This is a genomic window from Halorubrum sp. 2020YC2, assembly GCF_018623055.1.
GTDB lineage: Archaea > Halobacteriota > Halobacteria > Halobacteriales > Haloferacaceae > Halorubrum.
Map to the genome: position 1 here is coordinate 1,367,178 of NZ_CP076019.1, position 13,570 is coordinate 1,380,747.

Genomic DNA, 13,570 nt, shown 5'->3' on the forward strand with positions numbered 1-13,570 from the left:
GAGAGACGGAAACCGACTACGCCGCCGACCCGCCCGCCGGCGTCTCCATGCCGTCGACGCGAACGAGGAGGGTGTTCCCGTCGACGTTGGTCGCGTCGACCACGCCGGAGAGCCGAAGCCCAGCCGCGGGGGTCGGACCGACGGTCACGCGGTCGCCGGCGTCGAAGGGGCCGACCGGACCGCGGATCACGAGTTCGGCGCGGCACAGCTCCGGGTTCGCGACGCTCGACAGGTCTATCTCCGCAACGGTGACGTCCTCGACCGGAGCGCCCTCGCGCTCGACGGGCGTCGTCGCCGCGTCCTCCAGCCGCTCGATACCGAGCGCGTCGTACGCCCCGTCGGTGGGGACGTAGCCGCCGTCGGGCCCGGCGACCCCCTCGACGAGGCCGAGCGTCCGGAGGCTCCCCATCCGGTTCCGGACCGTCCCCGCGTTGCGGTCGATAGCGTCGGCTATCTCGCGTCCCTGTACCGGTGCCTCTCGACCCTCGGAGAGGTTCACGAGCGCGGTAAGCACCCGTTCCTGACTCGAACTCAACTGAATTTCGGACATAACTAAACTGAACCACGTCTGATTGATAAATGTTCGTGTATAACGACATTATATGCTTAGAACGAGTCTTGTAGAGACAATTCCTAGAAATACGTGCGAAAATTTGGAAGACTTCTTCTAACGGGTCAAAATTCTTGTTTCGAAGATTCTCTGACCGGTACTGTGTTACTATTCCTGACAAAACAAAACGTACATAATTTTTTAAACCGATACTTACGCGTTTCAGACGACTATCGCACCAATTCCTTATATAATCTACACCGCAAGTATTTACCAGCCCGACCGGAAGCGGCGAGCGACTGATGACGATCCAACGCACCGACCGGGACCGCCCGGATCGACGCACCGACGCTCTGCGACGGGCCGTCGGACGGCAACCGGAACGACGAGCGCGCCGAGCGGGTCGGGAGACCGGCCTCCGGACGGGAGGGGAAGATGGCTGACCGCGACTCGGCGTTCGACCTCGACGAGGACGCGGCGACCGGGCGCTCGGCGGGGAGCGCGGCGTCGAACGACGACGGGTCGGCCGCCGGTCGGACTCGGTCCCTCCCGGAGTCGCTCCTCCCGGACCGGGACCCCGGGGCCGAGCGCGACCGGGTCGGCTCGTTCATCGCCGAACAGGTGAGCGCCGCGGGGGCCGACGGCGTGGTAGTGAACATGAGCGGCGGACTCGACTCGACGGTGACGGCGGCGCTCGCGGTCGAGGCGCTCGGCGCCGACCGCGTCTACGGGCTGATCCTCCCGTGTAACAAGATCGGCGCCCCCCACGCTCGCGACGCCGAGGCGCTCGCGGCGGCGCTGGGGATCGACCACGACACGGTCCACCTCCAGCCGCTGTTCGCGCAGTTCGGCGCGGTCGTCCCCGACCGCTTCGACCTCCACGGCCAGCCGGTCCGGTCCGGCAACGCGGTCTCGCGGCTCCGGATGGCGGTCGCGTACCTCGCGGCCAACGCGACGAACCGCCTGGTCTGTGGCACCGCGAACCGCAGCGAACTCCTCTTGGGCTACCTGACGAAACACGGCGACGGCGCAGCCGACATGTTCCCGCTCGGCCACCGCTACAAGACGGACGTCCGGGCGCTCGCCGCCGAACTCGACGTGCCGGAGTTCGTCGTCGAGAAGGCGCCCACAGCCGGATTTCTCCCGGGACAGCGCGACGCCGACGACCTCGGCGCCCCCTACGAGGTCGTCGACCCCGTCCTCCACCTCGGCGTCGACCGCGGTCTCGACCCCGAGTCGGTCCTCGAACGGATCGCCGCCGCACTCTCCGACCCCGGCGACGGCGACGAAAGCGACGACAGCGAACTCGCCGCCGTCGACCGCGAACTCGTCGCTGAGCTCTTGGGTCGGCACCGCGCGACGGCACACAAGCGGCTCCCGCCGCCGACGCCGGACGCGGACCTCGAGTGAGGCCGGGGACCGGTTCCCCTCGGGACCCCGGCCACGCTCGGACCCCTCTCAGTCCCAGTCGGCCGGCCAGAGGTCAGCGGCGCGCATCCCGGTCTCGAAGTCGGCCTCGCGGAACGCGGCCGCGAGTTCGTCGCGGTCGAGCCGCGGCAGGTCGCGTTCGGGCGACGCGAACTCCGCGACGAGCAGCGCTGTCAGCATCGCGTGCTCGCGGACGTTCCGGTCGTCGACCTTGTCCCGGGTGTCCGCGTGGGTGTGACCCCAGCCCCGGCCGCGGTCGCCCGAGTCGCTGTGGAGCTGGAGCGCCGGCACGCCGCGGCGCACGAACGGCCACTGGTCGGAGAACGGGTGGGGCTGCGCGTCGACCTCGACCGGCTGCCGCGTCGCTGCCGACACGGCCTCCGCGACCGACGCGGCCGCCGTCGAGGCGTGCGCGAGCGCGACGAGGTCACGGAACCGCCCCGCGCCGTCGACGTTGACCACGCCCTTCACGCGGTCGAGGTCGAGGCGGTCCGCGAGGTGTTCCGCGCCGAGCAACCCGACCTCCTCCGCGCCGACCGCGACGACGTCGACGCCGAGGGGGAGGTCCGCGTCCGCGAGGATTCCGGCCGCGGTCGCGACCGTCGCGATGCCGCAGCCGTTGTCGAGCGCGCCCTCCGCGATGTCGTGGGCGTCGTAGTGAGCCAGCAGGAGGACCCGTTCGTCGGTGTCCGGCCCGGCGCGCCCGATCACGTTACGGCTCTCGCCGGGGGTCGTCGACGCCTCGACCGACAGCTCCGCCTGCGCGACGTCGCGCGAACCGGACGTGATCGCCCCTTCGCCCCCGACCGCGTACTCGCGGAGCCACGCGCCGGTCTCCTTCGAGACGCCGACGGCGACCGCCTCGGCCTCCGCCCCGAACGTGAGCGACCCGGTCGGGGGGAGCTGGCCGTCGAGGTGGTTGACGAACACGAAGCCGACCGCGCCCGCGTCTATCGCGTAGCCGAACTTCTCCATGCGGTGGACGAACCGCCCGCCGGAGGGAGTCGTCGTCGAGGCGACCGCGATCCGGCCCTCCACCTCCCGCTCGTCTATCTCCGCCGGGGTGCCGTAGCCGACGTCGACGAGTTCGCCTGCGACGCTCCCCGCCGGCGAGTACGGGAGCGCTAGGGCATCGAACGAGCGCGTCGCCGGCTCGCCGTCCCGCCCCGAGACGGTCACGTCAAGCGAGGCCGACCCGCGCTCCCACGTCGGGAGGTCGAACGGCTCCGTGCGCACGTCCGCGAGTCCCGCGCGCTCGAAGGCGTCCGCGACGAGTCCGGCGGCCCGGCGCTCCCCTTCGCTGCCGGCCATGCGGCTCCCGGTCGCCGTGAGGTCGGTGAGGAAGCGCCACGGCTCGTCGTCGGTCCAGGTCGCGCCGAGCGCGGGGGCGAGGGCGGCCGCCCGCTCGCGCACGCGGTCGACCGCGGCGGAACGCGTCGCGTCTGTTGCGTCGTCGATCATGGGCGTGCCTCCGTCGGTGACGGCTTAAGCGTGTGGCTCGCGGAACCGGATTCCCGGAGCGGGTCGGCGTCCGCCGAAACGCTACGTTCAAGTGGGACGGTCGGATACCTCAAATCGAGCACCGTTGGTCCAGTGGTAGGACATTAGCTTCCCAAGCTAATAGCCCGGGTTCAATTCCCGGACGGTGCATTTCTCGAACGTAGTGAGAGAAGTCACCGGACAGAATTGAACCCTATCAGTCGCGTGCAGCGAGCGGTGCGAGGTGCGAGCTGAGAGGGACCGAAGGTCCCTCAAGCAGCCGGCGCTTTGCGCCGGCGACGAAGCGAGCACCTCGATTGCGAGCGAGCACGTCTGACTCCGGTTCAATTCCCGGACGGTGTATCGCTGCGGCGAGCAATACCGCGAGCCGCAGGCATTCCGAAATTCGCTCTGACATGTCGAATACTTCCAAAGCCCCAGCCGTGAGGCGGGCCCTTTGAGTCCCACCCTCCACCGCACAGCAACCGCGCCTCACACCTCCCCAACCTCGTCGGTGGTCCTCCGCTACGCTCCGGACCACCGACTCCCTCGCACGCGCTCCTCGTGGCCGCCGGCGGCGGCCACTCGGAGGCGCGCGCCACCGCAGTACCACGTCTATTTATAAAGGAACGCCGCTGGGACGCGTACTGGTTTAAATACCGCGTCGTACTGTCCGCTCAGAAGATGTTCGCCTGGTCGTAGACGGAGATACCGGTGTCCGTGATGTCGTAGGGCTTCGTCTCCCGGGAGTGGTTCGCGTCGCGGATCTTCTGGATCTCGACGGCGAGCCGGGTCTCTCGGAAGTCCGACCCGCGGATGTACTGAAGGACGAAGACGGCGTCGGTGAGGTACTCGACGATCCCGTGCCGAGAGGCGTACGGGTTCTCCTCGCTCGCCTCGGAGGTGAGCAGCGTCGTCACGCCCGCGTCCTTCAGCGCGCGGGTGAACCCGAACACCTCCGAGCGGCGCTTCGCGGGGTGGTCGTACATCATCTCCAACAGCGAGACGGAGTCGAGCACCAGCCGGTCCGCGTCGAACTCCGCGATGAGCCGGACGAGGTCGTTGCGGATCGACGACAGCGAGTTCGCCATCTCGATGGGGTCGATGGCGACGACCGCGAGGCGGTCTTCGGCCGCGTGGTCGCGGAACGACCACCCCTTCTCGTCGGCCGTGTCGTAGATCGACTCCTTCGTCTGTTCGAGCGTGATGTAGATCCCCTTCTCGCCGCGTTCGAGGGCGTGGTTGAGGAACTGGAGCGCGAACGTCGTCTTCCCGGTCCCGGCGCCGCCGATGACCGACAGCAGCGACCGACTGGGGACGCCGCCGAGGATCATGTCGTCGAGGCCCTTGATCCCGATGTCGGTCCGTTCGATCTCCGACTCGAACTCCTCGGGGTCGACGTCGAACTCCGCCGCGTCCCCGGCGTCGTCCCCGCCGAACTCCCCGAACCCGAACTCGTCGCCTTCCCCGCCCGACGGGCCGCGGTAGCCGCCGAAGGGATCGTTGTCGGCGCCGCCACCGCCCCCACCGCCGCCGGAGCCGCCAGAGCCGGGGCTCCGGCTTCCGCCGAAGGGGTCGTCGTCCCCGAGCGAGTCCGTGCCGCCGCCCCCGGTATGTTCGCCGCCCGCACCGCTCCCGACATCGGCATCGCCGCCGCCGCCGAAGGGGTCGTCCTCTCCGAAGGAGCCGGACCCCGCGTCGTCGACGTCACCGAACGCGTCCGCCGGAAGGCCGCCGCCCGCGGGGTCGGCGTCGGGCGCGTCGGGTCCGCCGTCGCCGCCGTCGAGGTCGCCGGTGCCGAAGTCGTCACCGCCGAATGGGTCGCTCTCGCCCGAGTCGTCACCGTCGAGGACGTCGGTCCCGTCCGCGTCGACGCCGCCGAAGGGGTCACCGTCGGAGTCGTCGCTCCCGATTCCGATCTCCCGCGCCGGGTCGTCCGAGACGCCCTCAGCGTCGTCGGGTCCGCGTCCCGCGTCGGCTGTTCCGGGTTTCGCGCTCCCGGCGGTGCCTTCCGCCCCGTCTGCCGCGTCTTCCGCGCCGTCCGACTCCGATCCCCCGTCGTCGGACTCCGCCTCTCCGTCGTCGGACTCTGCCCCTCCGTCGTCGGACTCTGCCCCTCCGTCGTCGGACTCTGCCCCTCCGTCCTCGGATTCCGAACCGGCCACGGGACGCTCGTCGGACTCCTCGTCGGTCTCGCGCAGCGCGCGCTCGAACCAGTCGTCCTCCTCGCTCATCGTTTCCGCCGCCCGTGGGGGGTCGACATGCGCCGAGCAAGGCGGCCGAGCGGCTTGAAACTTTCCGGCGAGGTCTCGGCTTCCGAGAACTCGCGGGGAGCACCCCCTCCGGAATCCGACCGTCCGCGCGATGTCCGCACGCTTTTACCCGGGGACGGGGATGGATTCCCCATGGAAGTGGGCATCGTGGCGCGAAAGGGCAGCGAGCGGGCGGCGTCGCTCGCGGCGACGCTCAGGGACGTCGTCGTCGACGCGGGCGAGGGCGTCTGGCTCGACGAGGAGACCGCCGCCGCGCTCGACGCCGGCGACGACGCCCGGCCGGTCGCGGCGTTCGACGACTGCGACCTGGTCGTCGCGGTCGGCGGCGACGGGACGTTCCTGTTCGTCGCGCGCAACGCCGGCGACACCCCGATCGTCGGGGTGAACCTCGGAGAGGTGGGCTTCCTCAACGCCGTCCCGCCCGCCGACGCCGCGAGCGCGCTCCGCGCGGAGATCCGGTCGTTCCGCGACGGCGGCCTGGAGGTCCGCGAGGCCCCGCGGCTCACCGCCAGCGCGACCGATTGGACCTCGACGCCCGCCGCGAACGAGGTGGTCGTCCAGGGCGACCGCCGCGGCCCGGGCGGCGGAATCGACTACGAGGTGCGCGTCGACGGGTCGCGGTACGCCGGCGGGCACGCCGACGGCGTCCTCGTGGCCACGCCGACGGGGTCGACCGCGTACAACCTCTCCGAGCGCGGGCCGCTGGTCCACCCCGACGTGGACGGGCTGGTCGTCAACGAGATGGCCGCCGAGGAGGGGATGCCCCCGCTTGTGGTGGACGCCGACGCGACCGTCACCGTCTCGGTGCCGGACGAGGCGGGCGCGACCGTCGTCAGCGACGGCCGCGACACCGCCGCGCTCGACGGGCCGGTCGAGGTGACAGTCGAGCGTACCGCGCCGCCGATACGGGTCGCCGGCCCGCCCTCCGACTTCTTCGAGGCGCTCGGGAAGCTGTCGTGAGCCGGACGCGCAAGCTTCAATCCGCGGCCGACCCGAGTCCCGGATGATGAACGTCCCGCTGGGACTGACGCCGTTCGCCGGGCAGTCGCGGAGCGAACACGCGCTCGTCCTCGTCGGGGGCGCGATCGCGTGTCTCGTCGGCTACGTCGGCGCGGCCGCGGCGTTTTTCGGACTGGCCGCGCTGGGCCACGGCGAGCCGGCGGGACCGCAGCGGGTCGCCGGCGTCTTCGCCTCGCTGGCCTGTTGGGGGTTCTACGCGCTCGCGTTCGTCCGCGGGAAGGGCGGTCCGGTGACGGACGTCCTCGTGTATCCGCTCGCGACGGTGACGGCGGTCCCGTTCGCGTTCCGCTGGGTCGCCTTCGGGCCGGCGTGGGACGCGCTCGCGGAGCGGTTCGGCTTCTTCCTCTTCCGGCCGGCGCTTTTCGTCGACGCCGCCGCGCACGTCCTTCCGGGTCTCGTCTTATGCGCCGGAGTCCTGACCGCGTGGGCGAGCCTGCTGGGCGAGGAGGCGGTGGCGGCGTGGCAGCGCGAACACCTCTCGGAGCCGTTCCGCGAGGCGTTCGTCGAGGAGTGATCGGACGCACCCACAAAGCGTTTACCGGGCGCCCGCCGACGCGGGAGCGTGAATCGCCGCTCGACGGTCGGACGGTACGCGGTCGCGGGCGTCGCCGCCGCCGCGCTGGCGGCGGTCGCGCTCGCGGTCTCCCCCGAGGCGGCGCTCTCGCGGCTCCGCTGGCTCGCGGACGACCCGGTGCGGTTCGGGGTCGCCGCCCTCGCGCTCGCGGCCGTCAGGCCCCTCCTCGCGTGGCCGACGACCCTGCTCGCCGTCGTCGTCGGCTTCGGCTACGGGTGGGTCGGGACGCCGTTCGCGCTCGCGCTCGTCGTCGGTACCGCCCTCCCGCCGTACGCGCTGGCTCGGGCGGGGCGACTCCGGCTCCGAGGCGACTCGGAGGCCGACGGGAAGGCGGGCGTCGCGGCCCGGTTCTGTCGCGCCGGCGAGCGCTTCGCGGCGGAGTCCGGGAGCGTGCGCGCGGTGGCCGGCACCCGCCTGCTGCCGCTCCCCTCCGACGCGGTGACGGTCGGCGCCGCGGTCGCCGGGGTCCGCGGTCGCCCGTTCCTGCTCGGGACCGCGATCGGCGAGTTACCGTGGGTCCTCGGCGGGATCGCGGTCGGCGTCTCGCTCGACCGCCTCGCGGCGAGCGGCGGGTCGCTCGTCGACCCGGCGGTGATCGTCGGCATGGCCGCGGTCGGCGCGCTGCTGTTGGCGGGGCCGCTCTACCGGACGTTCGTGCGACCGGACGCGGCGGCGGCCTGACTCGGCGCACGGAGAGCGTCTGAGAAAACGACTCGACAGCGGCCGAGTCGAGGAAATCGAAGACCGCCCGAACGCGTCGTCGCGCGGGCGATCTGCGGGTCGTGTGCCTCTGACGGCGAACGAGCCCTCCGATCGGGAACCGACCGCAGCGGTGCGCGCATTCCCCCGGTCCCCGAATCCCGGGAACCGACCCAGCCCTGACCCCGAAGCCGCGGTCGCTCCCGGCCGCTCGCTGCGGCGCGAGCGCGGAGCGCACCGCGGCTCCAACGGGGGACCGAGGGGGCGCGAAGCGGTTACGAGCCGCCGTCGGACGAGTTCTCTCCGTCGCCGGACGAGTCCTCGGCGTCGCCGTACGCCACCTCGATGCCGCTCGGCACCGGTCGGAGGAGGTACCGCCCGTTCCCCCGCAGCACCGGCGCGAAGTCGGCGGTGAACGTCGTCCGCGCGTTCTCGCGGATCTCGAACGGCTCGTTGAAGGTCAGGGGCGCGTTGCCCGGGAGGTCGACGGTCGCGTCGCTCCCGTCGGTGAGCGTCCCGTCGGCCGACGACACGTCGAGCTGGAGGTACGGGTACTCGCCCGTCCGTAGTTCGCGCTCGTCGATCAGTTGCGTCTCGCCGTTCTGGAGTTCGACGAGGTCCGCCTCCTGGGCCTCGTCGAACTCGAAGTACTCGCGGCCGTCGGGAGCGTCCTCGCCGTCGGTCTCGTTGCCGTCGACGGTCTCGTTGCCGTCGGCGGTGTCGTCGGCTCCGTCGTCACCGTCAGCGGCGGTCTCGTTGCCGTCGCCATCGGACTCGTCGGACTCCGGCTCGGCGCCCTCCGGCCCGAGCCAGAACCCCTCGACGGTGACGACGAGCGACTCGAAGTCCCCGATGTCGGCGGGCTGGTCGGTCACCCGCGTCGCGAGCGTCCCCGTCGCACGGCCGACGCAGCCGGCGAGACCGGCGGCGCCGAGCGCGGCGGCGCCGGTCGCCCGGAGGTAGGTCCGGCGGTCGAGCGCGTCGAGATCGGTCGTGCGGTCCGTCACGTTACGCCTCCTCCTCGCCCGCGTCGGTCCCGTCGTCCGCGTCGCCCTCGCCGGCGCCGTTCCCGGCGATTTCGCTCACGGTCTCACCGAGGTCGTCGACGCCGCCGGAGAGGAACTCGTTCACGCTGTCGAGGACCCCGCCGACGAAGTCCGGCACCTGGTCCGGGAGGTCGCTCGGCGGGCCCGCGTCGCCCGAGGCGTCGTCCGGGCCGGGCGTCGCCGCGACGGCGCCGGCGGCCGCGCCGGTCCCGATCAGTACCACCGTGGCCAGCGCCACGAGCAGCGTCGTTCGGAGTGCGTTCATAGCAACTTCCCCTCGGTGCCCGACACGGTTTAATACCCCAAGCCGTTCAGCCGAGTTTCGCCCGATTTAATCCGGTTTAATGGGGAGTAGACGGCCTGAAAACGGAATCCGGGTCGAAAGAGCGGACACTTATAAAAGACAGTCTCTGACGACGGCGGTCGCGCAGTCGAGGTCGGACCGCGTCGGCGGTCGGCGGTGCGCGACGAGGTCGGACGGTCCGGCTACGGCTCCAGCCGGTTCGGGTCGCGCGGGAACATGATCGCCTCCTTGATGTTGTCGAGGCCGGCGACCTTCTGGACGAGGCGGTCGATGCCGAGTCCGTAGCCGCCGTGGGGGGGCGTGCCGTAGCTCAGCGCCTCGATGTAGAACTCGAAGTTCGCGGTCTCGACGCCCTCCTCCTCCATGACCTCAACCATGCGCTCGACGTCGTGTTCGCGCTGGCCGCCCGAGGAGAGCTCCTGACCCTTGTAGATGAGGTCGAACTTCCGAGAGGCGATCTCGTCTTCGGGCACGTCCTGCATGTAGTAGAACTTCTCGTCGGGGTACCCGACGACGAAGAACGCCGGGTGGCCCTGCTCTTCGAAGTGCTCGCCAAGCAGCTTCTCGCCCTTCGTGTCGAGGTCGGTCGGGTCGTCCGGGAAGTGCCCGTACTCGGTTTCGAGGATGTCGAGCGCCTCGTCGAAGGTGATCCGCGGGAAGTCGTCCTCGGGGACTTCGAGGTCGACGTCGAGCAGGTCGAGTTCGCGCTCGGCGTTCGCCGCGACCTCGCGGAGCGCGTAGCGCAGCGACTCCTCCTGCACGTCCATCACGTCGTCCTCGTCGTCGATGTACGCCAGCTCCACGTCGAACATCGATATCTCGGAGACGTGCCGGGAGGTGGCGAAGTCCTCGGCGCGGAACGCGGTGCCCGTCTCGTAGACGGCCTCGTAGCCCGAGGCCATCAGCATCTGCTTGTACAGCTGGGGGCTCTGCGAGAGGAACGCGTCCTGGTTGTAGTAGAGGATCGGGAACAGCTCCGCGCCGCCCTCGGCGCCGCCCTTCGAGATCAGCGGCGTCTTGATGTCGACGAACCCCTCGTCTTCGAACCACTCCTCCATCGCGGTGACCAGCTCGGAACGCAGGGTGAACACCGCGAGCGTCTCCGGCTTCCGGAGGTCGAGCGCGCGGTTGTCGAGCCGGGTCGAGAGGTCGACCTCGATGTCCTTCGAGATCTCCAGCGGGAGCGGGGAGTCCGCCTCGTCGATGACCTCGTACTCGGTGGGCGCGATCTCGACGCCGCCGGGCGCCTGGTCGCTCTCTAACGGCTCGCCGACGACCCGGACCACGTCCTCGGCGCCGACGTCCTGAACGGCCTCGAACAGCTCCGGCTCGCGCTCCTCCTTGAAGACGATCTGGATGAGCCCCTCGCGGTCGCGCACGATGAGGAAGACGAGGCCTCCCAGATCGCGGATCTCGTGGACGTGGCCGGCGATGGCGACCTCGTCCGCGTCCGGTTCGACGTCCGACGTGTGAATTCGCTCGATCATGACGGTGACTGCTTACGCGCAACTGGTCGGGCGGTCGGCATAGGCCTGTCGTCTCGACGGCGACGGAACGCGGCGCCCGCGGCCGCTCCGGCGTGTTCTCGGGGACTTCCGGACGGAACCTGCCGTGGCATGCGGTCACATAACTAACATAATTTTAATACGAAACCGATACAGGTGGTTGATGACGGCGTTTCCCGCGCCGCGGATCCCGACTATGACCCGCTCCACCACCTCGACGCTCGTGCGGTCCGCGAGCGTCGCGTTCCTCGGGTGGATCGGGACCGGCTACGGGATTCCGAACCTACGGTCCGTCCGCCCGACCGCGTGACGCGCGTCGGCTGGGGAGATTTCCCCGCGGGACGGACCACCTCCCGTTCTCTCCAGCCGCCGCTGTCCGTCGCGCGCGTCGAGTCGGACGGCCGTCTCCCTCGCGAGCGTCGCCGTCGGTGGCCCCGCTGTGACCCCAGTCGGTGGCTCGCCGTCGGCGCGTTCGAGGCCGCGGACCGGTCGCTTCCCGGGTTCGGACCGGGACGCAGACCGGCCGCGCCGCGTTCGACTCGCGGCGAGGGCGTATGGCGGCAGCCATCCACACGCCGTCGGTCGAGGCGACGGTGACCGTCCGCGTCTCGCAGGCGGCCGCCGGCGACCTCGTCGCCGGCGCCAGAGCACAGATCGAACGAATCGACGGGCTCCGCGTCGAGGAGATCGAGATCGCCGGCCTCCGGCCCGGCCTCAACGACACCACGGTCGAGGCGGTCGCGACCCTCGCGGTCGACGAGGGGGCGGCGCCCGGAGCGCAGGTCGAGGCTGAACAGGAGTTCGTCGTCGACCGGGTCCGCGAACGGCTCGCCGGCGGCTTCGGCGTCGACCCCGAGCGTGTCGAGCGCGTCGACCCGCCCGACTGACGGGGCGACCGGTCGCGGGACCCTCGGCTACTCCTCCGAGAGCCGCTCCCGCACGTCGGTCTCGGCGCGCCTGAGCACCTCCCGGATCGGGAGCCCGGTCGCCTCCGCGACCGCGGCCGCGTCGTCGTACTCCCCGCTGACGTCGTAGGGCTCGCCCTCCGTCGTCGACGCGATCTTCACGCTCACTTCGTGGTCGGCGCCGTCGACCCGGAGCGTCGCCGTCTCGAACTCGCGTTCCGCGATCCACCGGTGGCTCGCGCCGGACTGCCGAACGCCGAGCGTCCCCGTCTCGCGGGCGAGCCGCTCCGCGACCGCCTCGGCGTCCGCGGGCTTACAGATGACCTTGACGAGGTGGCCGGGCCGTGACTTCTTCATCGTCGTCGGAACGATGGTTACGTCTCGTGCGCCGGCGCGCGAAAGCGTCTCCTGAAGCCCGCCGAGCACCTCGGGGGCGGCGTCGTCGAGGTTCGTCTCCAAGACGGCGATGTCGTCGTGGACGAGTCCGCCGTCGGGATCGTGTTCCGCGTGGGCGTCCGCGTTGTGGGTCTCGTGGGTCCCATCGGCCTCGTCGGCTTCGTCTCCGGGTCGACCGCCGTCACCGAGGAGCGCGCGCAGGACGTTCGGGTGGCGCTCGAAGTCGGCGTCACCGGCGCCGTAGCCGGTGCGCTCGACCGCGAGATCCGGGACCGCGTCGACTCCCTCCGCGACCGCACCGAGGATCGCGGCGCCGGTCGGAGTGAGCAGTTCGCGGTCGATCGGTCCGCCGACGATCCGGAACCCGGCGCGGGTCGCTATCTCGGTCGTCGCCGGGGCCGGGACCGGGTACGTCCCGTGGCTCATCTCGACCGTCCCCCCGCCGGCCGCGACGGGAGTCGTGACCACGCGCTCGGGGTCGAGGTCGGCGAGCAGCAGCGCGGCGCCGACCACGTCGGCGATCGCGTCGTCCGCGCCCACCTCGTGGAAGTGGATCTCGTCGAGGTCGGTGCCGTGGACCGAGGCCTCCGCGCGTCCGAGTAGCTCGAAGGCGTCGAGCGCGGTCGACTCGACGGGGTCGGGGAGCGCCATCGACTCGACGAGGTCGACCACCTCGCGGTAGCTCCGGTGGACGCCGGCGCCCTCGGCCGAAGCAGCGTCTGCGGGAGACGCCGTGTCGTGGCTGTGGTCGTGGTCGTGGTCGTGGCTGTGGTCGTGGTCGTGGTCGTGGTCGTGGCTGTGGCCGTGGTCCGAGTTAGCCTCGGCCGCCTCGTTGTCGCCGTCGACGAGGACGTCGACGGCCGTCGCTCGGATCCCGTTCTTCTCCGTCTCACCGACCTCGTACCGGACCGGGAGCGCGTCGCTCACGGGGTCGAGGACCGCGGGATCGGCGCCGGCCGCGACCAGCGCGGCGCAGATCATGTCGCCGGCGGCCCCGGTCCGACCGTCGAAGACGAGCGTTCGCATGGTGCTCCCGAGGCGACTGCCGGACAAATACCTCGGGATTGACTTCGCTGAATTGGTCGAACGGTTGTTTATAAGTATCTGAGCGATGGCCGTCTGCTATTTATAAATCGGTGACGACGAATCGGAGGCGAACACCCCAAAGCCCCAGCCACGAGGCGGGCGCACGCTCGCTGCGCTCCTCACTCGGTCGCTCACTCCGTTCGCTCCCTTGTTGCGGTGCTTGTGTCGCCTGCGCCCGCCTCGCGGCTGCCCCTTTGAGTCCCGCCCGACCGCACAGCACCTCACACCTCCCCAGCCTCGTCAGTCGCCCGTCGCTCCGCTCCGGGCGACTGACTCCCTCGCGCGTGCTCCTCGCGGCCGCCTTC

Annotated in this window: 13 protein-coding genes and 1 tRNA gene; 7 read left to right on the top strand and 7 right to left on the bottom strand. The window is 70.8% G+C overall.

Translation table 11 applies throughout. From position 1 onward, the window contains the following. Positions 1-16: 16 nt before the first annotated feature. Positions 17-550 carry an Rrf2 family transcriptional regulator gene (locus tag KI388_RS06735; RefSeq protein ID WP_215088571.1) on the bottom strand — a complete coding sequence of 178 codons (534 nt, stop codon included), beginning with the start codon at positions 548-550 and terminating at the stop codon, positions 17-19. Between the two features lie 435 nt (positions 551-985). Between KI388_RS06735 and nadE the strand changes: the two genes are divergently transcribed. Further along, positions 986-1,960: an NAD(+) synthase gene (nadE, locus tag KI388_RS06740; RefSeq protein WP_215088572.1), complete on the top strand. Its 975-nt coding sequence runs from the start codon at positions 986-988 to the stop codon at positions 1,958-1,960. Positions 1,961-2,008: 48 nt separating this feature from the next. Here the strand turns inward: nadE and KI388_RS06745 are convergent, their stop codons facing one another. Beyond that, a complete protein-coding gene (locus KI388_RS06745) occupies positions 2,009-3,439 on the bottom strand; it encodes a M28 family metallopeptidase (protein ID WP_215088573.1) in 1,431 nt (476 codons plus the stop codon). A 118-nt stretch (positions 3,440-3,557) separates the two neighbouring features. Here KI388_RS06745 and KI388_RS06750 point away from each other — a divergent pair. Continuing rightward, positions 3,558-3,628, top strand: a tRNA-Gly gene (locus KI388_RS06750). Between the two features lie 506 nt (positions 3,629-4,134). Here KI388_RS06750 and KI388_RS06755 read toward each other — a convergent pair. Continuing rightward, positions 4,135-5,691, bottom strand: coding sequence for a KaiC domain-containing protein (locus KI388_RS06755; protein ID WP_215088574.1), 1,557 nt, complete (start codon positions 5,689-5,691; stop codon positions 4,135-4,137). A gap of 171 nt (positions 5,692-5,862) precedes the next feature. Here KI388_RS06755 and KI388_RS06760 point away from each other — a divergent pair, with 171 nt between their 5' ends. The 3 genes from KI388_RS06760 to KI388_RS06770 are packed head-to-tail and all read left to right on the top strand — an operon-like array spanning position 5,863 to position 8,005. Beyond that, positions 5,863-6,690 carry an NAD(+)/NADH kinase gene (locus tag KI388_RS06760; RefSeq protein ID WP_215088575.1) on the top strand — a complete coding sequence of 276 codons (828 nt, stop codon included), beginning with the start codon at positions 5,863-5,865 and terminating at the stop codon, positions 6,688-6,690. Positions 6,691-6,736: 46 nt separating this feature from the next. Continuing rightward, the gene (locus tag KI388_RS06765; protein WP_215088576.1) at positions 6,737-7,264 is read left to right on the top strand and encodes a hypothetical protein; all 528 of its coding nucleotides are present in this window, start codon (positions 6,737-6,739) and stop codon (positions 7,262-7,264) included. Between the two features lie 48 nt (positions 7,265-7,312). After that, entirely contained in the window at positions 7,313-8,005 is a 693-nt protein-coding gene (locus KI388_RS06770; RefSeq protein ID WP_215088577.1) for a VTT domain-containing protein, read from the top strand. A gap of 293 nt (positions 8,006-8,298) precedes the next feature. Here the strand turns inward: KI388_RS06770 and KI388_RS06775 are convergent, their stop codons facing one another. The 3 genes from KI388_RS06775 to aspS form a co-directional block, all read right to left on the bottom strand. Further along, a complete protein-coding gene (locus KI388_RS06775; protein ID WP_215088578.1) occupies positions 8,299-9,030 on the bottom strand; it encodes a DUF4382 domain-containing protein in 732 nt (243 codons plus the stop codon). A 1-nt stretch (position 9,031) separates the two neighbouring features. Then, positions 9,032-9,334, bottom strand: coding sequence for a hypothetical protein (locus KI388_RS06780; protein WP_215088579.1), 303 nt, complete (start codon positions 9,332-9,334; stop codon positions 9,032-9,034). Positions 9,335-9,555: 221 nt separating this feature from the next. Next, positions 9,556-10,860, bottom strand: a complete 1,305-nt coding sequence (gene aspS / locus KI388_RS06785) for an aspartate--tRNA(Asn) ligase (protein WP_215088580.1) — start codon at positions 10,858-10,860, stop codon at positions 9,556-9,558. Between the two features lie 181 nt (positions 10,861-11,041). Here aspS and KI388_RS06790 point away from each other — a divergent pair, with 181 nt between their 5' ends. Together KI388_RS06790 and KI388_RS06795 are read left to right on the top strand one after the other, a co-directional pair. Further along, complete coding sequence (locus KI388_RS06790) at positions 11,042-11,188, top strand: hypothetical protein (protein ID WP_215088581.1); 147 nt, start codon at positions 11,042-11,044, stop codon at positions 11,186-11,188. Between the two features lie 244 nt (positions 11,189-11,432). Further along, complete coding sequence (locus KI388_RS06795) at positions 11,433-11,765, top strand: hypothetical protein (RefSeq protein ID WP_215088582.1); 333 nt, start codon at positions 11,433-11,435, stop codon at positions 11,763-11,765. A 27-nt stretch (positions 11,766-11,792) separates the two neighbouring features. Here the strand turns inward: KI388_RS06795 and larC are convergent, their stop codons facing one another. Further along, complete coding sequence (gene larC / locus KI388_RS06800) at positions 11,793-13,205, bottom strand: nickel pincer cofactor biosynthesis protein LarC (protein WP_215088583.1); 1,413 nt, start codon at positions 13,203-13,205, stop codon at positions 11,793-11,795. Between the last annotated feature and the right edge of the window lie 365 nt (positions 13,206-13,570).